Annotated in this window: 18 protein-coding genes; 12 read left to right on the top strand and 6 right to left on the bottom strand. The window is 62.8% G+C overall.

Features of this window, described 5'->3' with window-relative positions:
- Window positions 1-111: 111 nt before the first annotated feature.
- The 11 genes from ACWHRL_RS06480 to ACWHRL_RS06430 all read left to right on the top strand — a co-directional run bounded on the left by ACWHRL_RS06480 (window position 112) and on the right by ACWHRL_RS06430 (window position 13,879).
- Complete coding sequence (locus tag ACWHRL_RS06480; protein WP_447895702.1) at window positions 112-1,167, top strand: efflux RND transporter periplasmic adaptor subunit; 1,056 nt, start codon at window positions 112-114, stop codon at window positions 1,165-1,167.
- A gap of 9 nt (window positions 1,168-1,176) precedes the next feature.
- Entirely contained in the window at window positions 1,177-4,329 is a 3,153-nt protein-coding gene (locus ACWHRL_RS06475; RefSeq protein ID WP_447895701.1) for an efflux RND transporter permease subunit, read from the top strand.
- Window positions 4,330-4,456: 127 nt separating this feature from the next.
- On the top strand, window positions 4,457-5,365 hold the full coding sequence (locus tag ACWHRL_RS06470) for an NAD-dependent epimerase/dehydratase family protein (protein ID WP_447895700.1): 909 nt from the start codon (window positions 4,457-4,459) through the stop codon (window positions 5,363-5,365).
- Window positions 5,366-5,491: 126 nt separating this feature from the next.
- Window positions 5,492-7,381, top strand: a complete 1,890-nt coding sequence (gene edd, locus ACWHRL_RS06465) for a phosphogluconate dehydratase (protein ID WP_447528421.1) — start codon at window positions 5,492-5,494, stop codon at window positions 7,379-7,381.
- Window positions 7,381-8,346: a glucokinase gene (gene glk / locus ACWHRL_RS06460; RefSeq protein ID WP_447895699.1), complete on the top strand. Its 966-nt coding sequence runs from the start codon at window positions 7,381-7,383 to the stop codon at window positions 8,344-8,346. Before edd ends, glk begins: the two co-directional genes overlap by 1 nt.
- 83 nt (window positions 8,347-8,429) lie before the next feature.
- Window positions 8,430-9,395 (top strand): carbohydrate kinase family protein, encoded by a 966-nt coding sequence (locus ACWHRL_RS06455; protein ID WP_447895698.1) that lies wholly within the window; start codon window positions 8,430-8,432, stop codon window positions 9,393-9,395.
- 83 nt (window positions 9,396-9,478) lie between these two features.
- Window positions 9,479-10,192: a FadR/GntR family transcriptional regulator gene (locus tag ACWHRL_RS06450; protein ID WP_447895697.1), complete on the top strand. Its 714-nt coding sequence runs from the start codon at window positions 9,479-9,481 to the stop codon at window positions 10,190-10,192.
- A 43-nt stretch (window positions 10,193-10,235) separates the two neighbouring features.
- Window positions 10,236-11,384, top strand: coding sequence for a galactonate dehydratase (dgoD, locus tag ACWHRL_RS06445; RefSeq protein ID WP_447895696.1), 1,149 nt, complete (start codon window positions 10,236-10,238; stop codon window positions 11,382-11,384).
- A 20-nt stretch (window positions 11,385-11,404) separates the two neighbouring features.
- Window positions 11,405-12,394 carry a 2-dehydro-3-deoxygalactonokinase gene (locus ACWHRL_RS06440; protein ID WP_447895695.1) on the top strand — a complete coding sequence of 330 codons (990 nt, stop codon included), beginning with the start codon at window positions 11,405-11,407 and terminating at the stop codon, window positions 12,392-12,394.
- Window positions 12,391-13,005 carry a 2-dehydro-3-deoxy-6-phosphogalactonate aldolase gene (locus ACWHRL_RS06435; RefSeq protein ID WP_447895694.1) on the top strand — a complete coding sequence of 205 codons (615 nt, stop codon included), beginning with the start codon at window positions 12,391-12,393 and terminating at the stop codon, window positions 13,003-13,005. The genes ACWHRL_RS06440 and ACWHRL_RS06435 overlap by 4 nt, the downstream gene beginning before the upstream one ends.
- Window positions 12,998-13,879, top strand: coding sequence for an SMP-30/gluconolactonase/LRE family protein (locus ACWHRL_RS06430; protein ID WP_447895693.1), 882 nt, complete (start codon window positions 12,998-13,000; stop codon window positions 13,877-13,879). The genes ACWHRL_RS06435 and ACWHRL_RS06430 overlap by 8 nt, the downstream gene beginning before the upstream one ends.
- Before the next feature lie 470 nt (window positions 13,880-14,349).
- Here the strand turns inward: ACWHRL_RS06430 and ACWHRL_RS06425 are convergent, their stop codons facing one another.
- From ACWHRL_RS06425 to zwf, 4 genes are all read right to left on the bottom strand, one after another.
- Complete coding sequence (locus ACWHRL_RS06425; protein ID WP_447896153.1) at window positions 14,350-15,948, bottom strand: solute:sodium symporter family transporter; 1,599 nt, start codon at window positions 15,946-15,948, stop codon at window positions 14,350-14,352.
- Window positions 15,949-16,164: 216 nt separating this feature from the next.
- Window positions 16,165-16,827 (bottom strand): bifunctional 4-hydroxy-2-oxoglutarate aldolase/2-dehydro-3-deoxy-phosphogluconate aldolase, encoded by a 663-nt coding sequence (locus ACWHRL_RS06420; protein WP_447528412.1) that lies wholly within the window; start codon window positions 16,825-16,827, stop codon window positions 16,165-16,167.
- A gap of 48 nt (window positions 16,828-16,875) precedes the next feature.
- A complete protein-coding gene (gene pgl / locus ACWHRL_RS06415) occupies window positions 16,876-17,541 on the bottom strand; it encodes a 6-phosphogluconolactonase (RefSeq protein ID WP_447895692.1) in 666 nt (221 codons plus the stop codon).
- A 1-nt stretch (window position 17,542) separates the two neighbouring features.
- Window positions 17,543-19,036, bottom strand: a complete 1,494-nt coding sequence (gene zwf / locus ACWHRL_RS06410; protein ID WP_447895691.1) for a glucose-6-phosphate dehydrogenase — start codon at window positions 19,034-19,036, stop codon at window positions 17,543-17,545.
- Between the two features lie 250 nt (window positions 19,037-19,286).
- On the opposite strand from zwf, the gene ACWHRL_RS06405 reads away from it, so the two are divergent.
- On the top strand, window positions 19,287-20,777 hold the full coding sequence (locus ACWHRL_RS06405) for a TrkH family potassium uptake protein (RefSeq protein ID WP_447895690.1): 1,491 nt from the start codon (window positions 19,287-19,289) through the stop codon (window positions 20,775-20,777).
- On the opposite strand, the gene ACWHRL_RS06400 is transcribed toward ACWHRL_RS06405, so the two are convergent.
- Both ACWHRL_RS06400 and ACWHRL_RS06395 read right to left on the bottom strand, forming a co-directional pair.
- Complete coding sequence (locus tag ACWHRL_RS06400; protein WP_447895689.1) at window positions 20,774-21,499, bottom strand: response regulator; 726 nt, start codon at window positions 21,497-21,499, stop codon at window positions 20,774-20,776. The two genes, ACWHRL_RS06405 and ACWHRL_RS06400, sit on opposite strands and share 4 nt — an antisense overlap.
- A complete protein-coding gene (locus tag ACWHRL_RS06395; RefSeq protein WP_447895688.1) occupies window positions 21,489-24,167 on the bottom strand; it encodes an ATP-binding protein in 2,679 nt (892 codons plus the stop codon). Before ACWHRL_RS06395 ends, ACWHRL_RS06400 begins: the two co-directional genes overlap by 11 nt.
- Window position 24,168 lies beyond the last annotated feature (1 nt).

Genomic DNA, 24,168 nt, shown 5'->3' with positions numbered 1-24,168 from the left:
CTTAAAAATTAAAACGACTGTTCGCGTTTTTTCAGGCACCCACTATAGTAGGTGCCTGATGTAATACCACCCCGTTTTAAAATGCTACTGCCCGCAGGGAGACGCGACGCAATGAGGCCGGTTTTTTCATGGATAGCTTTGTTCATTACGCTTTTGGTACTAACCGGCTGCGGTGACGACGAAGAACCCCAACAGCGCCCCGCCCAGGTCGTCAAACTGGTGGAAGCGAAGCAGCAGTCCGTCTACCCCGGACGGCGCTTCGTGGGCCGGATCGATGCGCGCAGCACGGTCAATTACGCCTTCCAGGTCGGCGGCCGGCTACAGGAATTCCCCGCGGTTCAGGGGGCCATCATTCCCGAAGGCGAGCTGATCGCAAAGCTCGACCAAACCGATTACGTGCTGCAGCTGCGCGCCGCCGAGGCGGATTTCGAGCAGGCGCGGCGTAATCTGGACCGCCAGCGCACCCTGCGCGCCCAGGGCGCGGCGTCCCAGGCGGCGCTGGACGCCGCCGTGGCCGAATCCGAGCGCGCCGAAACCCAGCGCGATACCGCTCGCCAGGAACTCGCCTACACCACGATCCACGCGCCCTTCGATGCGCTGATCGCGCGCCGCCTGGTCGAGAACTACACCACCGTGCCGCCCAATACCGAAATCGTGCGTATTCAGGATATCTCGGAGCTGCGCATTCGCTTCAACGTGCCCCAGGCGCTGATGCAGCACTTGGAGAACGGCCGTGCGTTCAGCGCCGAGGCGGAAATCGCCACGCTCCCGGGCCAGCGCATTCCGCTCGAGTACCGCGAACACGTGACCGAGTCCGACGAAGTCGCCCAGACCTACGAGGTCGAGTACGCCCCGGTGGGTGATGGCCTCATCGCCCTGCCCGGCACCACCGCCACGGTCTATATCCAGCCCGAGGCGCAGATCGAAAGCCCGCTGATCGTGTTGCCCAGCAGCGCCCTGGACAGCGACGAAGAAGGTGCGTTTCGTGTGTGGGTGTTCGACGCCGACGAAGGCGAGGTAAGCCCCCAAACCGTTAGTGTCGGCGAGATCGTCGACGACCAGGTGATGATCATCGCGGGGCTGGAAGAAGGCACCCGCGTGGTCGCCACCGGCGCGCACCTCTTGAGCGAGGGCATGCGCGTCAAACCCCTCGAAAACGCGCTTTAAGGGGGCGTTATGGATATTGCAAAGCGCTCGATCGAAAAACCGATCAACACCTGGCTTTTGGTGGTCATCTGTGTACTGGGCGGCATCTGGGGGTTCAACACCGTCGGCAAGCTCGAAGATCCGTCGTTCACCATTCCCTACGCGATCATCAACACGCCCTACCCCGGCGCCACCGCCGAAGAGGTCGAAGAGGAGGTCACCGAACGTCTTGAGCGTGCCATCCAGGAGATGGAGCAGCTCGACGTGCTCGACTCTAAATCGCTACCCAACCGCTCGGAAATCCAGGTCGAGATTCAGGACACCTACGGCAGCGATCAGCTTCCGCAAATCTGGGACGAGCTGCGAAGCAAAGTGAACGACGCCCAGGCCGACCTGCCCCAGGGGGCGCTCCAGTCCCAGGTCAACGACGATTTCGGCGAGGTTTACGGGCTTTTTTATGCGGTCACCGCCGAAGGCTTCTCGACCCGCGAGATTCGCGATATCTCGACGTTTTTGCAGCGGGAGCTGCTCGCCGTACCCGGGGTCGCCCGGGTCAGTTCCGCCGGCGAGCGCGAAGAGACGATCTATATCGATATCTCCAACGAGCGCCTGACCACCCTGGGCGTCACGATCGATCAGGTCATCGACACCATTCAAACCGAAAACGCCGTAGAGGACGCTGGCACGCTCAGAGTGGGCGACCGCCAGGTGCGCCTGGTGGCGCGCTCCAGTATCGACAGCACCACGCTTTTGGAGTCGATTCGTATCGGCCGACCCGGCACCACCGAGCAGGTGGCGCTTTCCGATATCGCGACGATCTACCGCCAGCCCACGGAGATCCCGGATCACGTCGTGCACTATAACGGCAAGCCCGCCTTTACCTTAGGCATCGCCGGTATCGCCACGGAAAACATCATCGAAATCGGCGAGGCGGTCGAGGCGCGCATGGAGGAGCTTCAAACCCGCATTCCGCTGGGAGTCGAGCTACACCCGCTTTACGAGCAGCACAACGTGGTCAATGACGCCATCAACGACTTTTTGATCAACCTGGCCATGTCCGTGGGTATCGTCATCGGCGTGCTGTGTCTGGTCATGGGCTGGAAGATCGGCGTCGTGGTGGGCAGTACGCTGCTGTTCACGGTGCTGGGTACGCTGTTCGTGATGGGCCTTTTCAACATCGAGATGGAACGTATATCGCTGGGCGCGTTGATCATCGCCATGGGTATGCTGGTGGATAACTCCATCGTGGTGGCCGAAGGGATGGTCACCAACATCAAAGGCGGCATGAAGGCCAAGCGCGCAGCAAGCGACGCCGCCAAGCGCGCCCAGATGCCGCTTTTCGGCGCCACGCTCATCGGCATCATGGCGTTTGCGGGCATCGGCCTTTCAAGCGATGTGACCGGCGAGTTCATGTTCTCGCTATTCATCGTCATTTTAGTATCGCTGATGCTGAGCTGGGTGCTCGCGCTGACCGCGACCCCGCTATTCGGCTATTACCTGCTGCGCAAAAAAGGCGAAGAGGACGACGCGGACGAAGCAAGCGACGAAGAGTCCCAGCAGCGCGAAGAAGCAAACGGCGAGAACGACGATAGCCAACAGAACGACCAGGACGACGATAAGCCCCGCGGTATCGTCTACGGCACCTATCGTACGCTGTTGCTCGCTGCGCTCAAGGTGCGCATCATCACCGTCTCCGCGCTGGTGGTGATTACCGGGGTCTGCATGTGGGCGTTCACGCTGGTGCCCCAGTCGTTTTTCCCGGATTCCAGCACGCCGCTGTTCTTCATCAATTATGAACTGCCCCAGGGCGCGGACATTCGCGCCACCCTGCGCGATGTCGAAGAGATCGAAGCCTATATTCTCGAGCAGGAGGACGTGGTCTCGGTGGCAAGTTTCGCAGGCCGCGGCGCGACGCGCTTCATGCTCACCTACTCGCCGGAGCAGCCCAATACCGGCTACGCCCAGTTCATCATTCGCACCAATGAGCTCGACCCCATCGACGGGCTGGACCGTAAGTTCTACAAGGAGCTCAACGAGCGCTTCCCCAACGCCCAGGTGCGCACTCAGCGGCTGCAGTTCGGCCCAGGCGACGGCGCGGATATCGAGGCGCGCTTTGCCGGGCCCTCGCCCCAGGTGCTACGTAAGCTCGGCGAAGAGGCAAGAAAGCGCATGGCCGCCAACCCGCTTTTGATCGATGATCGTATCGACTGGCGCCAGCAGGAGCTCATTGTCGCGCCTCTCATCAACGAAGAACGCGCGCGCATCGCCGGCGTCACCCGCGAAGATATCGCCCAGACGCTGCAGTTCGCCTCCTCCGGCGTTCGCGCCGGCACCTACCGCGAAGGCGAACACCTGATACCGATTACCGCCCGCGCCCCCGCGCAGGAGCGCGACGACGTGGCGCTACTCAGCGACCGCCAGGTCTATAGCCAGGCGCAGCAGCGTTTCGTGCCCCTCTCCCAGGTGATCGACGACTTCGAGATACGCAGTGAAGAGGCGCTGATCGAGCGGCGCAACCGGGTGCGCACGCTGACCGTGGGCGCCGAGCCGGACAAGGGCTACACCGCCGCCCAGGCGTTTGACGCCGTGCGCGCCGAGATCGAAGACATCGCGCTTCCGCCGGGCTACACCCTCGAGTGGGGCGGCGAGCACGAGGACTCCGGCGACGCCCAGGCGTCCTTGGGTCAGCAGCTGCCGATGAGCTTTCTGATCATGGTGCTCACCTCGATTCTGCTTTTTGGCAAGCTCAGACAGCCCTTGATCGTTTGGCTGGTGGTGCCGATGTCGGTATGCGGCGTGGTCATCGGGCTGCTCGTGACCGGCCTGCCCTTCTCGTTCACCGCGCTTTTGGGCATGCTTAGCCTTTCGGGCATGCTGATGAAAAACGCCATCGTGCTGGTCGACGAGATCGACGGTCAGATCAGTGAAGGCAAGGCCCGCTTCACAGCCCTTGTGGATGCCAGCATCAGCCGTTTACGGCCGGTCTTTTTGGCCGCTGGCACCACCATTTTGGGCATGATTCCGCTTTTGTGGGACGCCTTTTTCAACAGCATGGCGATCACGATCATGGGCGGGCTCTTGTTCGCGTCTATACTGACGCTGATCGCCGTACCCACGCTGTACGCGCTGTTCTTTGGCATCAAACGCGACGAGGTGGACGAGAAAAATACCTCGACCTCTTGAGATGACTCGAGATGAAAACAAGCGCCCAGCGTGCCCGCCTGCCCACTCCCGGGGCCGGCGGGCACGCGGCCATTGAAACGGTGCAAAAAAGCGTTCGCGACCCATTACAACAATCGGAGAACTCACCATGCGTCTTTTATTCACTGGCGGCAGCGGCAAGGCGGGGCGTCATGTAACCGCTTATCTACGCGACCAGGGCCACCAAGTGACCAACCTGGATTGGGTCAAATCAGACGTGCCCGGGGTCGACACCCTGATCACCGATCTCACCGATGCAGGCCAGGTCTTCAACGCCTGCCAGGCTTACGCCAACGCCAATGAGCTGGAACCCGGCACGGGCGTGCCGCGCTATGACGCCATCGTGCATTTTGCCGCCATCCCGGCCATTTTGCACCGGCCGGATAACGAGACCTATCGGATCAATACGTTAAGCACCTATAACATGCTCGATGCTGCCACCAAGCTGGGCATTCCCAAGGTCATCTTCGCATCGAGCGAAACCACCTACGGCATTTGCTTTGCCGATGGCGAGCGCAAGCCCGACTACTTGCCCGTCGACGAAGCGCACCCCACCGTTCCCGAAGACAGCTACGCCATGAGCAAGGTGGTCAACGAGGCCACGGCCCGCTCGTTCCAGGCGCGCTCGAACATCGACATTTACGGCCTGCGCATCAATAACGTCATCGAACCCCACGAGTACCGCGAGAACTTTCCCGCCTACATGGACGACCCGGGCTTGCGCCGGCGCAACCTATTCGCCTACATCGACGCCCGCGATTTGGGCCAAATGGTCGACTGCTGTTTGGAAGTCGATGGCCTGGGGTATGAGATTTTCAACGTGGCCAATAGCGACCTGTCCGTCGGCCTGACCAATGCCCAGGTGGTCGAGCGCTACTATGCAGGCGTTGCCATCGAGCGCGAAATGGGTGAGTTTGAGACCTTCTACAGCATCGAAAAAGCGCGCCGTCTGGTCGGTTTCGAGCCGCGCCACACTTGGCGAGAAGCGCTTGCACACAAAGTGTCGCAGAGCGACTGAACCACCGGATCAAGGTAATAAAACAACCGATTTGGTTTTTTATTGGCGAAACATCGCTCATATAGATGCTAAAAATGTAAAATAACGACAGTTCCCCAAGACCGTTTCTACCCTGCGGAGGCTTTTATGCCGAGTTCAACGCCTGCCACCTTAAACGCCACCGTCGCCAAGGTGACCCAACGCATTGCCGAGCGCTCCAAAGAGCGCCGGGCACTGTACGAGCAGCGCATGGCCGACCAGCACCGTCGCGGCGTGCACCGCGGCGAACTCTCCTGCGGCAACCTGGCCCACGGCTTCGCCGCCTGTAGCCCGGGTGAGAAAGACTCGCTGAAGCTGATGAACAGCGCCAACTTAGGGATTATCTCGGCCTACAACGACATGCTCTCGGCGCACCAGCCCTTCGAAACCTTTCCGGAAACGATTCGCGGCGCGGCCCGGGCCATGGGCTCCACCGCCCAGTTCGCCGGCGGTGTACCCGCCATGTGCGACGGCGTGACCCAGGGCCAGCCGGGTATGGAGCTTTCGCTTTTCTCCCGGGATGTAATCGCCATGGCCACCGCCGTGGGGCTTTCCCACAACATGTTCGATGCCGCGCTTTATCTGGGCGTGTGCGACAAGATCGTGCCCGGGCTTTTCATCGCGGCGGCGCGCTTTGGCCACCTGCCGGCGATGTTCGTGCCCGCCGGGCCGATGCCCTCGGGCCTGCCCAATAAAGAGAAAGCCCGGGTGCGCCAGCTGTTCGCCGAAGGCAAGGTGGGCCGCGAGGAGCTTCTGGAAGCCGAATCCGAGTCCTACCACAGCCCCGGCACCTGCACCTTTTATGGCACCGCCAACTCCAACCAGCTGATGATGGAAGTGATGGGCCTTCACCTGCCCGGCACGTCCTTCGTCAACCCAGGCACCGAGATGCGCGAGGCGCTGACCCGCTTTGCCACCGAGCAGGCGATTCGCAACACCGAACCCGGCGGCGCGTACCGCCCGTTCTATCAGCAGATCGACGAGCGCGCCATCGTCAACGCGGTGGTCGGGCTATTGGTCTCCGGCGGGTCGACCAATCACACCATGCACCTGATCGCCATGGCCGCCGCCGCGGGCATCACGCTCACCTGGGATGACTTTACCGAGCTTTCCGCGGTCACGCCGAGTTTGATGCAGGTCTACCCCAACGGCCAGGCGGACATCAACCACTTCCAGGCCGCCGGTGGCATGAGCTACCTGTTCCGCGAGCTGCTCGGCGCGGGCCTCATTCACGGTGATATCCCCACCGTTTTCGGCACGGACCTGACCGCCTACACCCAGGAGCCCTTCCTGGAAGATGGCAAGCTGGTTTGGCGCGAAGGCGTTGATGCGAGCCTGGACGAAAACGTGCTGCGCCCGGTGGCCACGCCCTTTGCGCCCACCGGCGGGCTCACCGTTCTGGACGGCAACCTGGGCCGCGGGGTGATCAAGATTTCCGCGGTGACCGAGGAGCACCGTGTACTCGAGGCGCCGGTGCGTATTTTCGATGACCAGAACCAGATGAAAGGCGCGTTCGAGGCCGGCGAGCTCGACCGCGACGTGGTGGTCGTAGTGCGCTTCCAGGGGCCCAAGGCCAACGGCATGCCGGAGCTTCACAAGCTCACGCCTTTCCTTGGCGTATTGCAGGACCGCGGCTTCAAGGTCGCGCTGGTGACCGACGGGCGCATGTCCGGCGCCTCGGGCAAGGTGCCCGCGGCGATCCACATCAGCCCGGAAGCGCTGGACGGCGGGCCGCTGGCCAAACTGCGCGACGGCGACGTGGTTTTTCTGGATGCCAACACCGGGGTTCTCGAAGCCAGGGTCGACCCGGCGGAATGGGCCAAGCGCGGTTTGGCCCACGCGGACCTGGACGAGTACCACGTGGGCATGGGCCGGGAGCTCTTTGGCGGCTTTCGCCACCTGGCGATGCGCGGTGAAGAAGGCGCCGGCGTGTTCGGCGGTTTCGAGGCCGAGGACTTGGCGCGCCAACAAAACCAGATTTCCCAGGAAGATGCCTGATGCGACCGGCCTTGATCGGCGATATCGGCGGCACCAACGCCCGCTTTGCGCTGGTGATTCCCGGCGATACCGCGCCTTACGACATGCATAACCTGCCCTGCGCCGACTACGCCGGGCCCATCGAGGCGATCACAGACTACCTCAAGCTGGTCGGCGCGGTGGACGAGCTCGCCCCGCGCGAGGCGTGCTTGGCCTTTGCCTGCCCGGTCCATAACGAGCGGGTCAAGATGACCAACAACCCCTGGGACTTTCAGAAAAGCGCGGTGAAGGCCGCGCTGGGGCTGGACGTTTTCAAGGTCATCAACGATTTCACCGCCCAGGCACTAGGCGTGCCCCACGTGGATGAAAGCCACCTTTTCGAGGTGCAGGCCGGAATAGCCCAGCCCCACGCCGCGCGGCTGATCATCGGCCCCGGCACCGGGCTTGGCGTGGCCGGGGTGTTTCCCGGCCGCCACGCCTGGATTCCGCTCCCCACCGAGGGCGGCCACGCAAGCTTCGCCCCGGTCGACGAGCACGAACTCGCGCTTTTGCGGTTTTTCCAAAAGCGCCACGGCCGCGTCAGCGTCGAGCGCGTGCTCTGCGGCCAGGGCCTTTTCGAGCTTTACCTGGCGTACTGTGAAATGAACGACGCCGCGCCGCGCTTCGAGACGCCGGCAGAGATCAGTCTGGGCGCCGACGAGGACGACGAACTCGCGCGCACGGCGCTTTTGCGCTTTTTGAAAATACTCGGCGACGTGTGCGGCGACGCCACGCTAACCCTGGGCGCCCGCGGCGGGGTGTATCTGTGCGGCGGCATTTTGCCCAGGCTTCTGGACTGGCTGCCGCACAGCGCGCTGGCCCAAAGCTTCAATGACAAGGGCCGCCTGCAGGCCTACAACGCCGACATTCCCATTCAGGTGGTCACCCACCCCTGGACGGGGCTTTTAGGCGCGGCGGAGGCGCTGCATAACGAAGAGGTGTTCTAACCCTTCGGGCAAGCTTTTATGAAGCGAACAAGACGGGCGTATACAAAACAATGAGCGCGAGAACGCGCAAAGAGGAGGTGTGCATGACTCCGGTCGTTACCTTTGGCGAGGCCCTGGTCGATATGCTCTCGAGCCGGCTGGGCGATGAAGCCGGCCCGGAAACCTTCACGCCCTACGCCGGCGGGGCGCCGGCCAACGTGGCAGTGGCCTGCGCCAGGCTGGGCGTACCCAGCCGGTTTTTGGGCATGGTGGGTGACGACCGCTTCGGGCGCTTTCTCGTCGATGAACTCCGACGCCACGGCGTCGATACCCAGGGCGTGGTGTTTACCCGGCAGGCGCGCACCGCACTGGCGTTCGTTTCCCGCGACGCGCAAGGTGAGCGCACCTTCGATTTCTACCGCCCGCCGGCGGCGGACCTTCTCTATCGAACCGCGCACCTGCCCCAGGACGCTTTCTCGGCACCGGTCATCTGGCACGTATGCAGCAACAGCCTGACCGAGGAAGGCATCTTCGATACGACGCTTGCGCTAACGCGCATGGCCCAAAAGTCGGGTGCGCTGGTCAGCGTGGATGCCAATTTGCGCCACAACCTGTGGCCAGAGGGCAGCGCCTCGCCCCACCGCGTCACCGCGCTTTTGGAGCTGGCGGCCCTGATCAAGGTATCCCAGGAAGAGCTCGACTACCTGCGCGGCGCTGACAGCGAAGAGGCCTGGCTTGCCGAGCGCTTGAACGCGGGTGCCAAGACCATACTGATCACCGACGGGCCCAACGACGTGCGCCTTAAAACGGCGACGCTCGAGCAGCGCATCCCCCCGCCCCGCGTCAAAGCGGTGGATACCACCGCCGGCGGCGACGCCTTCATGGGGGGCTTTCTGGCCTGCGTGAGCCAGGCGATGAGCGGTGAGCCCGCCTTCCTCAAAATACTCGAAAGCGCGGACTTTCTTGAGCGCGCCGTGCGCCTGGCCTGCCGCTGTGGTGCCCACGCGGTGACCCGCCCCGGCGCCTACGCCGCCCTACCGACCCGTCAGGATATCGAGGGTTTGGACTAGACCAACGTCGGCTTGTCTTAATGTCAGACATTTAATAAGCTCCTTCACAACGGCCTATTTCGCGTTGTGAAGGAGCTTTTTTAATGCCGCTTGACGCCCTACCCGCGCATTCCGGCGACGCCGACGACCTGGCAAGGCTGCTTGCCCAGGCGCTTTTGAGCGGGCATTGGCAGCCCGGCGAGACGTTTCCCAAAGAGCTCGATATCGCAAAGCACTTTGCCATTAGCCGCAACCAGGTGCGTACCGCCCTGGCCCGGCTGACCGCCACCGGCCTTTTGACCCGCACCGCCGGGCGCGGGAGCGTGGTTCGCGCCATCGACGAGTGGCACCTTCTGGACCCCGCGATGAGCGAATGGATGACCGGGCTGACCCGGCTCGACCCACAGCTGATTCGCGCCATTTATGCGTTTCGCCTCTCGGCGGAGCCGGTCGTTTCGGCGCTTGCCGCCCAAAAGGCGGGGCCTGAGGATATTGATCGCCTCACCCAGGCCTTTGAAGGCATGCAGCAGAGCGCGCAGGAAGACCGCGCCCAACACGCCGAGTTCGACGTGCAGTTTCACGACGCCATTTATAACGCCAGCCACAACCTGGTGTGGCGGCAAATGGGCCATCTGCTGCGCCCCTGCATCATGGCGCTGGTGCAAGGCTCTCAACACCAGCTGACCACGCTTAACGATAGCCTAAAGCGCCACGCGCGGCTGTTCGAGGCCATAAAGGCCGGTAACGCCGAGGCGGCCAGCGCCGCGGCGCACCAGGTGCTTGAGCGCACGGCCCAGGACCTGGGCCTGGCCGAGTAGCCTCAGCCCATGAGCCCCCTACCGTTTTTTAAAGGAGCACAGTATGAAGATCACCCGGCTTAAAACCTGGCAGGTACCGCCCCGCTGGCTGTTTTTAAAAATCGAAACCGACGAAGGCGTGTACGGCTGGGGGGAGCCGGTGATCGAGGGGCGCGCCGCTACCGTCGAGGCCGCCGTGCATGAGCTTTCCGACTACCTGATCGGTGAAGACCCGCACCGCATCGAGCACCTCTGGAACACGCTCTACCGCGCGGGCTTCTACCGTGGTGGGCCGATTCTGATGAGCGCCATCGCGGGTATCGACCAGGCGCTTTGGGATTTGAAAGGCCGCGACTTGGGCGTGCCGGTTCACCAGCTGTTGGGCGGCGCGGTGCGCGACAAAATGCGCATGTACGCCTGGACCGGCGGCGACCGGCCTTCTGATGTCGGCGCCGGGGCCCGCGCGCTGGTCGACAAGGGCTTTACCGCGTTCAAGATGAACGGCACTCCGGAGATGCAGATCGTCGACTCGCACAAAAAGATCGACGAGGCGGTCGCGCGCGTCAGTGAGGCCCGCGAGGCGGTCGGTCCGGATGTCGGCATCGGCATCGACTTCCACGGCCGGGTGCATCGCCCCATGGCCAAGGCGCTTTTGCGCGAGCTCGAGCCCTTCCACCCGATGTTCGTCGAAGAGCCGGTCGCCCCGGAGCACCTGCCCTGCCTGAAAGAGATCGCCGGCGGGCTCGGCTACCCCTTGGCCACCGGCGAGCGGCTGCACACCCGCTTTCAGTTTCGCGACCTTTTACAGGACGGCATGATCGATATCGTCCAGCCGGATATCTCACACTGCGGCGGCATCAGCGAGGGTCTCAAGATCGCCGCGCTCGCCTCGGCGTATGACGTGGCGCTTGCTCCACACTGCCCGCTCGGCCCGTTGACCCTGGCCGCCTCGCTCCAGCTGGATGCGGTGAGCCACAACGCCTTCATCCAGGAGCAGAGCATGGGCATCCACTACAACCAGGGCAACGACGTGCTGGACTACCTGGTGGATAAAAGTGCGCTTTCCATCGAGGACGGCTTCTGCGCCATTCCCCAAGGGCCGGGGCTTGGCGTGGAGATCAACGAAGCCTTCGTCGAAGAGCGCGCCCAAACCGGCCACCGCTGGCGCAACCCGGTGTGGCACCACGAAGATGGCTCCATCGCCGAGTGGTGAGCGAAGATCAGGAGGTTTGCGTGAAAGACGATATTCAGCATGTTCGCCAACGACTCGACTGGATCGCCGCGGACTGGGGCTCATCGAATCTACGCGTCTGGGCGATGGACCAAAACGATCAGGTGATCGCCCAGGAAAAGAGCGACAAGGGCATGCTCGCCCTTTCAAGCAACGAATTCGAAGGCGAGCTTTATCGGCTGGTCACGCCCTGGCTTGCCGAAAAAAAGGTGGATGTTCTGGTGTGCGGCATGGCCGGCGCCCGCCAGGGCTGGCGGGAGGCAGCGTACCTGGCCCTGCCCGCAGCGCTTGACCGGCTAAGCCAGGGGGCGGTTCACCCACCGCTCGATAACCAAACGCTTAGGGTTCACTTATTACCCGGGGTAAGCCAGCGCCAAACGAGCGAAGGGTTCGATGTAATGCGCGGCGAAGAGACCCAGCTTGCCGGTCTTGTCGCCGACACCCCCGGGTTCGATGGCCTGGCCTGCCTGCCCGGCACCCATGCCAAGTGGGCGCGGCTGGAAAACGGCGCGCTGACCCGCTTCGCGACGTTTCTCACCGGCGAGCTTTATGAGCTGCTGGCCCGCCAGTCGGTACTGCGCCACTCCATTGGCGACGACGAAAACGATAAGACCTCGAACGCTGCCTTCCAGACCGCGGTGCGCGAAAGCTTCCAAACTCCGGCGCGCTTTAGCAGCCAGCTTTTCAGGTTGCGCGCCCAGGACCTGCTCGATTCATCGCTGCCCCAGGGCGCACGGCGTAAAAGCGTGCTCGCCGCCAGGCTCTCCGGGCTTGTGATTGGGCTCGAGCTTGCCGGGGCGGCGGCGCTTACGCGGCAGGGAGAAAGCATCACCTTGATCGGCGGCCAGGCGCTGACCCGGCGCTACGGCCTGGCGCTCGATGCCATCGAGCGCCCTTACCAGATTTTCGACGGCGACACCGCGGTGATCAAGGGCCTGAGCCTAGCCCGCCGCTCGCTGACCGCTGACCGCTTGAACAGGAGATTGCCATGACGCTGCCCTTGATCGGCATTTTACGCGGCGTAACCCCCACCGAGGTGGGGCCTATCGCCCAGGCGTTGATCGACGCGGGTATCACCCGCATCGAGGTGCCGCTGAACTCGCCAAAGCCGCTTGCCAGCATCGCGTACCTGGCCGAGCATTTCGGCGACCAGGCGCTGATCGGCGCGGGCACGGTGCTCACCCCCCAACAGGTGCGGGATGTGCACGCCGCCGGCGGGCGCTTGATCGTCTCGCCCAACGCCCGCCCGGCGGTCATCGAAGAAACCGCCCGGCTCGAAATGCAGAGCTGGCCGGGCATCGTCACCCCGTCTGAGGCGTTCGACGCCCTGGACGCCGGCGCCACCGGCTTGAAGCTCTTCCCCGCCGTGCAGGTGGGTATCGCGGGTATGAAAGCGGTGCGCGCGGTGCTACCCCCGGGCACGCTGCTGTACGCGGTGGGCGGCATCGGCGAGGAGAACTTCGGGGAGTGGCGCCTTGGGGGCATCGATGGTGCGGGCCTGGGCAGTGCGCTCTACAAACCCGGCCAGAGCGCTGAGCAGGTGGCCCGCCAGGCCGCCGCGCTGGTCAGCGCCTGGCAAGCGGCAGGAGGTGGGCATGATTGATTCGATCCCGGCCAGGCTTGCCATCGACTGCCGCTGCGAGCTGGGCGAAGGCCCTCAGTGGCAGGCGGCAAGCGGGCGTCTTTACTGGTGCGATATCCTCGGCCACACGCTTCACTGGCTGGAGCCCGAAACGGCCATCCACGAAAGCGTCGCTCTGGAACGCATGGTCTCCTGCGCTGCGCCGACCGAAGACGGCCAGCTACTGCTGGTCGGCGAAAACCGCCTGACGCTGTTCGACCCGGCCTCCAGGACCCAAACGCCGTTTTGCGATTTCGAAGCGGACAACCCGGTGACCCGCAGCAACGACGCCCGGGTCGACCGCCACGGCAGCCTTTGGCTTTCCACCATGGGCAAAAACGCCGAACCCGGCGCGGGCAGCCTCTACCGCCTGCACCGCGGCAAGCTCCACACCCTTCGCAAGGGACTCACGATCCCCAACGCGATCTGTTTTTCCCCGGAAGGCGATACGGCCTACTTCGCCGACACGCCCACCGGCGTGGTGATGCGCTGGGCGCTGGATGATGAAGGCTTTCCCATCGGCGAGCCCACACCCTTCGCGGATTTCTCCCAAAGCCCAGGCAACCCGGGCGGCGCAGTGATCGACGAAGAAGGCCTGATGTGGCTTGCGCTCTGGGGCGCGGACAAGGTCGTGCGCCTCGACAAGCGCGGCCAAATCGTCGCCGACATCACCCTCCCCGTCGACCAGCCCTCCTGCCCCGCCTTCGGCGGTGCGGCGCTCGAAACGCTCTATATCACTACCGCCCGCGAAGGACTGAGTGACGCCGAACTTGCCGCCACGCCAAAGGCAGGTTCACTATTCGAAGGGAAGCCAGGCATCGCCGGGCTCGGCGAGCCGCCGCTCAGGCTTGCATGAACGTAAAAAGCCCCGCTCGTGCGGTAATGCCGATCAGTTAAGGCTTTTGCCTACCCACAACGAGCGGTAAATCTATTGTAACAGCGCGTTGCGCTGCGTCGCTGGCTAAAGCCTGCTCTTACGAGGGATGGGGCACGACTCCATTGTAGGAGCCCAATTCCATTGGGCGATGGCGGCGATAGCCGCCCTTCGGTGGCGACGGCACTTTTGGTTGCCATCATCACCAACCCCGGCAGCGCGTTGCGCTGCATCGCTGGCTGAAGCCTGCTCCTACAAGGGATGGATGCAAGATTTCGTTGTTGTGGAGCCCGCTTCAGCGGTGGTCCGACAATTCGGCGAATGGCGCCGTCAGGCGCCCTGGCCAAGCCACCCGTCGCGAGCTAAAGCTCCGTCCCACAGGTGAAAGCCAAGCTTGACTGATCGGCATTACCGCTCGTGCGGGGCTTTTTACGCGATAGAGCGCCGCGGCATTACCCCCCGGCAAAGCTTATGTACATCACGATGACCAGGATCACCAGCACCACGCCGACGGGCACCGCGCCTTTCCAGGGGGTCAGGTCGACATCGCCCGTGTCCTGCTGTACCCAGTCGGTTTCCCGGGGGCGCAGCTTGCCGATGACCAGCATCATGACCACCAGCAGCGCGAACACCAGCGCGACGAAGTGGAACTCGTGCATCACTTCGGGCAGCAGCGTGAACGGCGGCACGAAGTAGCCCGCAGAGATCATCAAGCAGCCGCCCACCAGCGCGATCTTGGCGGCCATGGGCGGTACGCGCTTGGTGAGAAGCCCGACGATGACCACCGCCAGAATCGGGATGAAGTAGATGGCGTTCATCTTCTGCAGGTAGCCGAACAGGCTCTCCTGGCCTGCAAGCAGCGGCGCGATGATCATGGTGAGTATCGCCATGATCCAGCCAAATACCTTGCCGGATTTCACCACCTGCTCTTCGTTCGCGTCCGGATTCAGCACGCCCTTGTAGATGCCCAGGCTGAAAATCGTGGTGGTACTGTTCAATGCCGAGTTGAACGACGAGAGGATCGCGCCGACCATCACCGCGGCGAAAAAGCCGGTCAGGTACGGCGGCAACACGTTGAAGACCAGGTGGCCGTAGGCCTCGTCGGCGCGCACGCCGTCATCGAAGTAAAGGTGATAGGCGATGATGCCGGGCAGCACGAGATACAGCGGGCCGAGCAGTTTGAAAAAGCCGGTGAGCAGCACGCCTTTTTGGCCTTCCGCCAGGTTCTTGGCAGCGAAGGTGCGCTGGATGATCTGCTGGTTGGTGCTCCAGTAGAAAAGATTGATCAGGAAAACGCCGGTGAACAGCGTGAAAAACGGCACCTGCTGCTCGTCGCCACCGATGGAGTTGAACTGCTCGGGGTTGGACTCCTTGAGAATGCTCCAGCCTTCCATCACCCCGGTACCGTCGCTGACCGCCTGCAGGCCGAAGTAGACGATGACGAAGCCGCCGATCAAAAGCCCCGCGCCGTTCAGCGTGTCCGACACCGCAACGGTACGCAAGCCCCCAAACAGGGCGTAAATCGCGCCGATGATGCCGACGATCCATACGGTGAGCCACAAGAGCGTCGCCGAGGAGTCGATACCGGTCAGCCCTTGAAGGTCGAGCATACCCTGCAAACCGATGGCACCGGAGTAGAGAATGATCGGCAGCAAAATCACCGCGTAGGCGATCAAAAAGATCACGTTGGTGATCAGCTGGGTGGTTTTATCGAAGCGAATCTCGAGCAGTTGAGGGAGCGTGGCGATACCGCTTTTCAAAAAGCGCGGCAAGAAGAACAGCGCCAGCGCCACCAGGGCGATGACCGCCACCACTTCCCAGGCCATGACGCTCAGGCCGTCGGCGAAAGCCGACCCGTTGAGGCCGACCATCTGCTCGGTGGAAAGATTGGTCATCAACAGCGAACCGGCAATCAGCGGGAAGGTCAGGCTACGCCCGGCCAGAAAATAGCCGCTGGTGCTGGAGTGATCGTCGCGGCGGGTAATCCGCCAGGTAACAAGCGCGACCAAACCTGTAAAAAACAGGAAGGACGCCAGGGTCAGCAGGTGCATGCTCGCCTCCGGGTTGTACGCGCCTCGATAGCGCGCGGATATGTCAGACAATTAAAACGCTCATTTTAATCGCCGCTCCCCGGTTGGGTAATCCACCTTTGGTAGTAGCACCCTGCGCTGAATCGCGATCACCCGCTTTTCTGCCCCCGTGGCCACGACAAAGCCCAGGCCAACGAGCAGCCTGGGCTTGAGGGTCTTGCTTTAAATGGCGAACGCTTAGTGGTGGAAGCGCTCCGCGGCTTCCTGGGCGAGCTTTTTGATGCCGTCCCAATCTTCGGCGTCGACCATGGCCTTGGGCGTAAGCCAGCTGCCGCCCACGCACATGACGTTGGGCAGCTTCAAGTATTCGTCCGCGTTATCCAGGGTGATGCCGCCGGTCGGGCAGAAACGTGCATCCCCCAGCGGCCCACCAATCGCCTTGATCGCTTTGGAGCCGCCGCTGGATTCCGCGGGGAAGAACTTGAAGCGCCGGTAGCCGTACTGCCAGCCGGTCATTAGTTCGGACACGGTGGAAACGCCGGGCAGCATGGGCACCGGGCTTTCGACGCCATAGCGGTAGAGCGCCTCGGTCGTGCCGGGCGTGACCACGAAATCCGCGCCGACCTCTTCGGCCTGGCGGTACTGGGCGGGGGTGAGCACGGTACCCACGCCGATGCTGGCGCCGGTCAGCTCTTTCTTCATGCGCTTGATGGCCTCCAGCGCGCAGTCGGTGCGTAGCGTCACTTCCAGCACGTTGATACCGCCTTCGATCAGCGCGCGGCCCATGGGTACGGCGTCTTCCAGGCGGTCGATGGTAATGACCGGTATGACTTCGGCTTTCAAGCAAATACTGTCGAGTTCTGCGGTGCGGCTGGAGGGGAGCTGTTTATCGATCGTCATTGTGGTGTTTCTCCAGGTAACTGATGGGGTGGCGCTTAAGTAAAAACCCTAAGGGGCCCAGTAAATGGCCAGGGGGCAGCTCAAGAAGGCGCGGATAGGGAGCGTGCGAACGTCGTCGCCGCCCAGGGCGCTGCCGAGTACGGCGCGCTTGTCATCGCCGGTAATATGCAGAAAGTGGCGGCGCGCCTGGTGCAGGCGGTTCGCGCTGAACGTGATGCGCGGCTGGGGCTGGCTTGGCGTGCGCACGGCCACCAGTGTTTCGTCGGTGGCAAGCGCCAGACCAAGCTCCGGGCTATCCGGGAACAGCGAGGCGGTGTGGCCGTCGCTGCCCATTCCCAGAATGACCACGCTTGCCGGCCAGGCAAGCGCTTCGGTACGCCGCGCGACGTCTTCCACGCCCTGCTCCGGCGTCTCGGCGCTAGCGGTCAAGGGGATGAAGTCGGCGTTGGCCGCCTCCCCCACCAGCAAGTTTTCGCGCACGAGTTTGGCGTTGCTGTCACTGCTTTGGGCGTCGACCCAGCGCTCGTCGGCAAGCGTCACCTGGACGCGCTGCCAGGGCAGCGGCTTGGCCGCCAGTGCTTTGAAGAAAGGCACCGGGGTGGAGCCGCCGGATACCACCAGCAGCACCTTTTCCTGCTGGGCCAGATCGCTTGCGAGCGCCTGAAAAACCGCTTCGGCCAGTTGCTCGGCAAGGGCGTTGCGTACGTTGCTCATCCTAGTAGTCCTCGTACCAGCTGCGGCCATCCTGGGTAATCATGGCAATGGATGCCACCGGCCCCCAGGAACCAGCGGGGTAGCGCCGGGGCGGCGTTTCGCGGGTTTTCCAGCCGTCGATCAGCTGGTCACACCAGCGCCAGGCGAACTCGACTTCATCCCGGCGCACGAACAGGTACTGCTGGCCTTTCATGACTTCCAGCAGCAGCCGCTCGTAGGCATCCGGAATACGCGACTTGGGAAAGGCGCTGTTGAAATCCAGATGCAGCGGGCCCTGGCGCAGGCGCATGCCTTTATCCAGGCCGCTGTCCTTGGTCAGCACTTGTAGCGCGATGCCCTCTTCCGGCTGCAGGCGAATGATCAGCTTGTTGGAGGCGATGTCGCGCTGGTCCGGGTCGAAAATGTAGTGCGGCTGCTGGCGAAAGTGAATGACGATTTGCGAGAGTTTCTCCGGCATGCGTTTGCCGGTGCGCAGGTAAAACGGCACGCCGGCCCAGCGCCAGTTGCTCACTTCGGTTTTCATGGCAACGAAGGTTTCGGTGTGGCTGTCGGTATTGGCGCCCTCTTCGTCCAGGTAGCCCGGCACCGACTGGCCGTCGCTGGTGCCGCCGATATATTGCCCGCGTACCACGTCGCGCCCCAGCGCCTCGCCGGTGAAGGGTTTGAGCGCCTTGAGCACTTTTACTTTTTCATCGCGGATGGCGTCGGCGTCCAGATTCGACGGCGGGTCCATGGCGATCAGGCATAAAAGCTGGAGCAGGTGGTTTTGCACCATGTCGCGGAGCTGGCCGGCATCGTCGAAGTAGCCCCAGCGCCCTTCGATGCCGACCTTTTCGGCCACGGTGATCTCCACATGCGAAATGTGGTTTTGATTCCACTGGGTGCCGAACAGCGGATTAGCAAAGCGCAGCGCAATCAGGTTCTGCACCGTCTCCTTACCCAGATAATGATCGATACGGTAGACGCGCTCTTCCGGGAACACCGCGCCGATGGCATCGTTGACCTCTTTGGAGGACGCCAAATCGTAGCCGATGGGCTTTTCCACCACCACGCGGGTGTCGTCGTCGAGGCTTTCGCTCTTTGAAAGGTTATGGCAGATATCGCCATAGATACGCGCCGCCACGGAGAGATACACCACCATGGGGCGTTTCGCGCCTTCGCGCCAGGCCTTGATCGCGCTATAACCTTCCACGCTTTTGAAATCGAGCTGCAGGTATTCGAGCCGGTTCAGAAAGCGCTCGAGGCTTTGCGGGTCCTGCTCGTCGTCCTTGAGACGTTTTTGAAGCGCCTCCAAAACCAGCTCGCGAAAGCCGTCGGTGTCGTGCTCTTGCCGGGCAAGCCCCAGAATACGCGTGGCCTCGGGCATCAGCCCTTCGCGGTCCAGATGATAAAGGGCTAAAAAGAGCTTGCGCGTGGCAAGGTCTCCCAGCGCACCAAAAAGCGCCAGGTCGATCGCATGGTTCGGATCGCCTAAAGGGGATTGGGGCTGGCTCATCGTGACTCCTTGAATCCAGAGGCCGCTCAACGTTGTTGAATTACCTAAAATCTATCCGATGGCGGCCATGATACGCAATAAATTATGTAATTTTACTACCTAACGAAAATTTTTTACCCGCCACCCCTGAATACCGCGCGTGGCACCGTATGGCAACGCTCAGGGTAAAAAAGAACCGCGACTTTTTACGGATTTTTTATACCAGCCCATGATGAGATAAGCGCATCCTGCACCACAAGACGAGACGACCATGCTCCCTGCCACGATAAGCGTATTGAAGCAGCGCGACGTTAGCCGCCAATGGGGGCCGGTCATCAGAATTCTCGCGGTGATCTGGATGATTTTGGCGCTGTTCATGCTGCTGCCGCTTTGCGTACTGCTTTGGGAAAACGACCCGGACGCCCACGCCTTCCTGCTGGCGGTGCTGCTCGTCACCCTACCCGCGGGCCTTGGCCTGGCGGCCACCCGGGGCATCCCTATCGAGCTTAAACCCTGGCAGATGTTTGTGCTAACCGTGGCCAGCTGGGTCAGCGTGAGCGCCTTTGCAAGCCTTCCGCTCATATTGGGCGCCCCGCAAATGAGCGTGACCAACGCTATCTTCGAGTCGGTCTCGGCGATTACCACCACCGGCTCCACGGTGATGGTGGGCATCGAGCACTTATCCGATGGCCTCAAGCTTTGGCGCGGCCTCATGCAGTGGCTGGGCGGCATTGGCATCATCGTCATGGGCATCGCGATTCTGCCCTTTTTGAAAGTCGGCGGCATGCGCCTTTTTCATACCGAGTCCTCGGACTGGTCGGAGAAGGTCATGCCGCGCACCGGCGGCATCGCCAAGGCTACGCTGAGTATTTACGTGGGCCTGACGTTTCTGGCCATGGCAAGCTACTGGTTTGGCGGCATGGCGCCCATCGACGCCGTCGTCCACGCCATGACCTCGCTTGCCACCGGCGGCTTTGCCAATTCCGATGCCTCCTTCGGCGCCTACGCGCACATGCCCTGGCTTTTGTGGCTGGCAAGCTTTTTTATGTTGTGCGGTGCGCTGCCCTTCGTGCTGTATATCCGCTTTTTAGCCGGCGCCCCCGGCGCGCTTTGGCACGATCATCAGGTACGCGGGCTTTTAAAACTGCTGCTGGCGACCATTGTGCTATTGAGCCTTTGGCGCATTGTTCACGGCGACCCCTGGTTTGCCTCGCTCACCCATGTCACGTTCAACGTGATCTCAGTGGTGACGACCACCGGCTACGCCTCGGACGACTACACGCTTTGGGGAACGCTGCCGGTCACCGCGTTTTTCTATCTGACCTTTATGGGCGGCTGCAGCGGCTCGACCAGCGGGGGCATGAAAATGTTTCGGTTTCAGATCGCCCTGCTGATGCTGCGCAACCAGCTCCGGTATTTGATTCACGCCAACGGTGTGTTTACCACGCGCTATAATCAGCAGCCGGTGACCAGCGACATCTCGCGAAGCGTGGTGGCGTTCTCGTTTTTCTTCTTGATCACGATCGCGGTGCTGGCGCTTTTGCTATCCACCCTCGGCCTTGATTTGGTCACCTCCGTCACCGGGGCCGCTACGGCGGTGGCCAACGTGGGCCCGGGCCTTGGTGATGTGATTGGCCCGGCGGGCAACTTCTATACCTTACCGAACGCGGCCAAATGGCTTTTATGCCTGGGCATGCTGCTGGGCCGCCTTGAGATACTCACCGTCGTGGTGCTGATGACACCGATGTTCTGGCGCCACTAACGCCAATGCGTCGGCGCGGGCTCCACCAGTAGCCGATACCCCACTCCGGCCTCGGTCTGCAAAAGCGCCGGGGCCTGGGGGTCGTCGCCGAGCTTTTGTCGCAGCCGGCTGATGACGATGCGCAGGTAGTGCGTATCGTCCACGTGGGTCGGGCCCCATACTTCCTTGAGCAGTTGGGTCTGGGTCACGACGCGACCGGCATGGCGGCAAAGACGCGCCACGACGGCAAACTCCTTACGAGTGAGGTGTACCGGCGCCTGGTTCAGCGTGACCCGGCGAAGCGTCAGGTCGATATCAAGCCCGTCGTCCGTGGTATAGCCACTGGCAGCGTCTTCACCCTTCGCCCGGTGGGCCTGACGCTGCACGGCGCGAATACGAGCCAGAAGTTCCTGAATGCCGAACGGCTTGGTCACGTAGTCGTTGGCTCCCACGTCCAGGGCGCTCACCTTCTCGTCTTCCCGGTCGCGCACCGAGACCACGATCACCGGTACGCTGCTGTGCTCGCGAATACCGCGCAGAACCTCGTGGCCGTCCATGTCGGGCAAGCCCAGGTCAAGCAGTACTACGTCCGGTGCCTGGGTATACACCGCGCCCAGCGCCTGCTCGCCGTTTTCCGCTTCCAGCACGGCGTAGCCCTGGGAGGCCAGGCTGATACGCAGAAAGCGCCGGATCTGGGGTTCGTCGTCGACGATCAAGATACGTCCGCTGGCGTCACTCTTCATCGGCTCTCCTTGAGTCGGTGTCTTCCAGTGGCAGGGTGATAATGATGGCGGTGCCTTGGCCGTTCTCTGCGGTGTCGGCGCTGATGGTGCCGCCATGGGCGCCAATCATGCCCCGACAGATGGCCAATCCCAGGCCACTACCGTGAGCGCTGCGATCGCCGTCGCCACCGCTGTAGAACATATCGAATACCTGCTCGCGCAGCTCCAGGGAGATACCCGGGCCCTGATCTTCGATGGTGATGACCAGCGTGGTCGGTTTGCCTTCGCGCAGGTGGGCCTTGATGTAAAGCTCCCCGCCCGGCGGTGAAAACCGCTGGGCGTTGTCCAGCACGTTGACCAGCGCTTGCTCGACCAGCGCCGGGTGAACGTACAAAAGCGGCAGCGATCCAAGCCAGGACCGGCGCACCGTTACGTGCTTCATGGCATGTTCCAGGCGCTTGAGCGCTGCGTTGATTATGTCATCGAAGGAAACCCAGTCGCGCTCGATTTTCAGCGTACCGTGGCCCAGCCGCGTCATGTCCAGCAGGTTCTGGATATAGCGATTGAGCCGTTCGCTCTCGGAGAGAATCCCGTCCAGCAGCTCACGCTGGTCACTGTCGCTCAGCTGGGGCTTGAGTTCGATCAACGAGCTGGTGGCGCCGATAATCGAGGCAAGCGGGGTGCGCAGGTCGTGAGACACCGACGAGAGTAGCGCCGAGCGCAGCCGCTCGTTCTCCTCCGAAACCCGCGTGGCACTCAGCTCGGCGACCAGCCGGGTGCGCTCCAGCGCCATGCTAAGCTGGCGCAGCAGCGTGTCCATCAGTGCCTCCTGCTCATGGCTTAGGGCCTTGGGGTTCTCCGCCAGTTTGAGGGCGAGCATGCCCAGGGTCTGCCCCTGCACCGTCAACGGCGTCAGCCGCCAAGCCTGATGGCTAAGGGTCTGCGTGTCTCGCCCGCTGGGCTTGTGGTGCTGCCAGCTCCATACCGCTGCCTGCCGGGCAGTGATATCGAGGTGCTCGGCGGCGGGCACCGCGTGCTTAACGCGCACTTCACTGGCGCTCTCGGCGCTTTCAATGAACATCGTGGGCACCTTAAAGCAACTCACCAGCGTATCGACGCCCACCCGGGCAACGCCGGCGCTGTCGGTCGCCATGGAAAGCTGTTCGGCGTAGCGCAGCAGTAGCTGGGTCTGGTCGCGGCTCGCCCGCAGAGCCAGCAGGCGCTGGCGCCCGCGCCCGGCCAGTTGCCCCACCACCAGCGCCACCAGAAAGAACAGCACCACGGTCAATAGCTGTCCGCGCTCGACCATCGCAAAGGTCAGCCGCGGCTGGGTAAAGAAGAAGTTGAACACCAGAAACCCGGCCACGGCGCTGAGCATGGCCATGGTGGTACCTGCCCAGACGGCGCTGAACAGCACGGCGGCCAGAAACACCAGCGACAAGTTGGCAAGCTCCAACCAGGGTTCCAGCACCAGCGCCACGCCCAAAGAGGCCATGACGCCGACACCAGTGGCAATGAACATTGAAGGGCACAGCCGCAGGGCAACCCGGCGTGGCGCCCGGTGGCCTCGGCGGCTTCCCTGGGCCACCACGACGATATCGAACGCCTCGCCCTGAGCCATCAGCCGCGTGGCTAGCGGGCGCGACCACCAGCGGCGCCCCGCTCCGCGCCCCACCACGATGGTGGTGGCGTTGATGGTACGGGCGTAATTGATAACTTCCGCCGACTGGCTTTGCCCTTGTAGGCGCAGCGAATCACCGCCTAACCGGGCCACCAGGCTGAAGGTACGCTCGATGGCCAGCTGCTGCTCGGCGCTGTCGGCGCCCTTGTCGACATACACCGCGCGCCAGACGGCCAAGCGCCGTTCGGCCATGCGGTGGGACGCGCGCACCAGCGCGATATCGTTCTCATTACCGTTGACCACTACCACCAGGTGCGGCCTGACCGGCCAGGGCCCGGCACGCCCTCCGGCGTCCATGGCAACCTTGACATCGGCATCGACCCGCTCGGCCATGGTCTGGATGGCAAGCTCGCGAAGCGCGTGGAGGTTCGACTCACTGAAATAACCCTCCATGGCGGCGCGGGCCTGCTCCGGGATGTAGACCTTGCCGCGCTTCAAGCGCTCGAGAAGCTCCACCGGGGTCAGATCGACCAGCGACACGTCCCGGGCACGCTCAAGCAGTGCATCGGGCACGGTTTCACGCATCCGGATCCCGGTAATTCGGGCGACGTCATCATTGAGGCTCTCCAGGTGCTGGACATTGACCGTGGTCCATACGTCGATGCCCGCCGCCAAAAGCTCCTCGATATCCTGATAGCGTCTGGCGTGGCGGCTGCCGGGAATATTGCGATGGGCAAGCTCATCCACCAGCAAGATACCGGGGCGGCGCGCCAGGGCGGCGTCGATATCGAACTCGTGAAAGGTGCGACCGTGATGCTGCAAAGGCGCCAGCGCAATCCGCGCCAGGCCCTCACAAAGCGCTTCGGTGTCGCCGCGGCCGTGGGACTCGACCACGCCGATCACGATGTCCTCGCCCTCCTCTTGTCGCTCGCGGGCGGTGCGCAGCATGGTGTAGGTCTTGCCAACCCCCGGCGCGGCGCCTAGAAAGACACGCAAGCAGCCGCGCGCCTCCCGGCGCGCGGCTTTGAGTAATGCATCGGGATCGGGCCGCTGATCCGCTGAATACATT

Source organism: Vreelandella sp. GE22 (genome assembly GCF_968212445.1).
Note: the sequence above shows the minus strand (reverse complement) of the source record. Positions and strands in the feature narration are given on the sequence as shown.

Excerpts from the sequence above, each read along its gene's own strand:
- ACWHRL_RS06480 (WP_447895702.1), top strand. The coding sequence starts at position 112 with ATGAGGCCGGTTTTTTCATGGATAGCTTTGTTCATTACGCTTTTGGTA.
- ACWHRL_RS06475 (WP_447895701.1), top strand. The coding sequence starts at position 1,177 with ATGGATATTGCAAAGCGCTCGATCGAAAAACCGATCAACACCTGGCTT.
- ACWHRL_RS06470 (WP_447895700.1), top strand. The coding sequence starts at position 4,457 with ATGCGTCTTTTATTCACTGGCGGCAGCGGCAAGGCGGGGCGTCATGTA.
- edd (WP_447528421.1), top strand. The coding sequence starts at position 5,492 with ATGCCGAGTTCAACGCCTGCCACCTTAAACGCCACCGTCGCCAAGGTG.
- glk (WP_447895699.1), top strand. The coding sequence starts at position 7,381 with ATGCGACCGGCCTTGATCGGCGATATCGGCGGCACCAACGCCCGCTTT.
- ACWHRL_RS06455 (WP_447895698.1), top strand. The coding sequence starts at position 8,430 with ATGACTCCGGTCGTTACCTTTGGCGAGGCCCTGGTCGATATGCTCTCG.
- ACWHRL_RS06450 (WP_447895697.1), top strand. The coding sequence starts at position 9,479 with ATGCCGCTTGACGCCCTACCCGCGCATTCCGGCGACGCCGACGACCTG.
- dgoD (WP_447895696.1), top strand. The coding sequence starts at position 10,236 with ATGAAGATCACCCGGCTTAAAACCTGGCAGGTACCGCCCCGCTGGCTG.
- ACWHRL_RS06435 (WP_447895694.1), top strand. The coding sequence starts at position 12,391 with ATGACGCTGCCCTTGATCGGCATTTTACGCGGCGTAACCCCCACCGAG.
- ACWHRL_RS06430 (WP_447895693.1), top strand. The coding sequence starts at position 12,998 with ATGATTGATTCGATCCCGGCCAGGCTTGCCATCGACTGCCGCTGCGAG.
- ACWHRL_RS06425 (WP_447896153.1), bottom strand. The coding sequence starts at position 15,948 with ATGCACCTGCTGACCCTGGCGTCCTTCCTGTTTTTTACAGGTTTGGTC.
- ACWHRL_RS06420 (WP_447528412.1), bottom strand. The coding sequence starts at position 16,827 with ATGACGATCGATAAACAGCTCCCCTCCAGCCGCACCGCAGAACTCGAC.
- pgl (WP_447895692.1), bottom strand. The coding sequence starts at position 17,541 with ATGAGCAACGTACGCAACGCCCTTGCCGAGCAACTGGCCGAAGCGGTT.
- zwf (WP_447895691.1), bottom strand. The coding sequence starts at position 19,036 with ATGAGCCAGCCCCAATCCCCTTTAGGCGATCCGAACCATGCGATCGAC.
- ACWHRL_RS06405 (WP_447895690.1), top strand. The coding sequence starts at position 19,287 with ATGCTCCCTGCCACGATAAGCGTATTGAAGCAGCGCGACGTTAGCCGC.
- ACWHRL_RS06400 (WP_447895689.1), bottom strand. The coding sequence starts at position 21,499 with ATGAAGAGTGACGCCAGCGGACGTATCTTGATCGTCGACGACGAACCC.
- ACWHRL_RS06395 (WP_447895688.1), bottom strand. The coding sequence starts at position 24,167 with ATGTATTCAGCGGATCAGCGGCCCGATCCCGATGCATTACTCAAAGCC.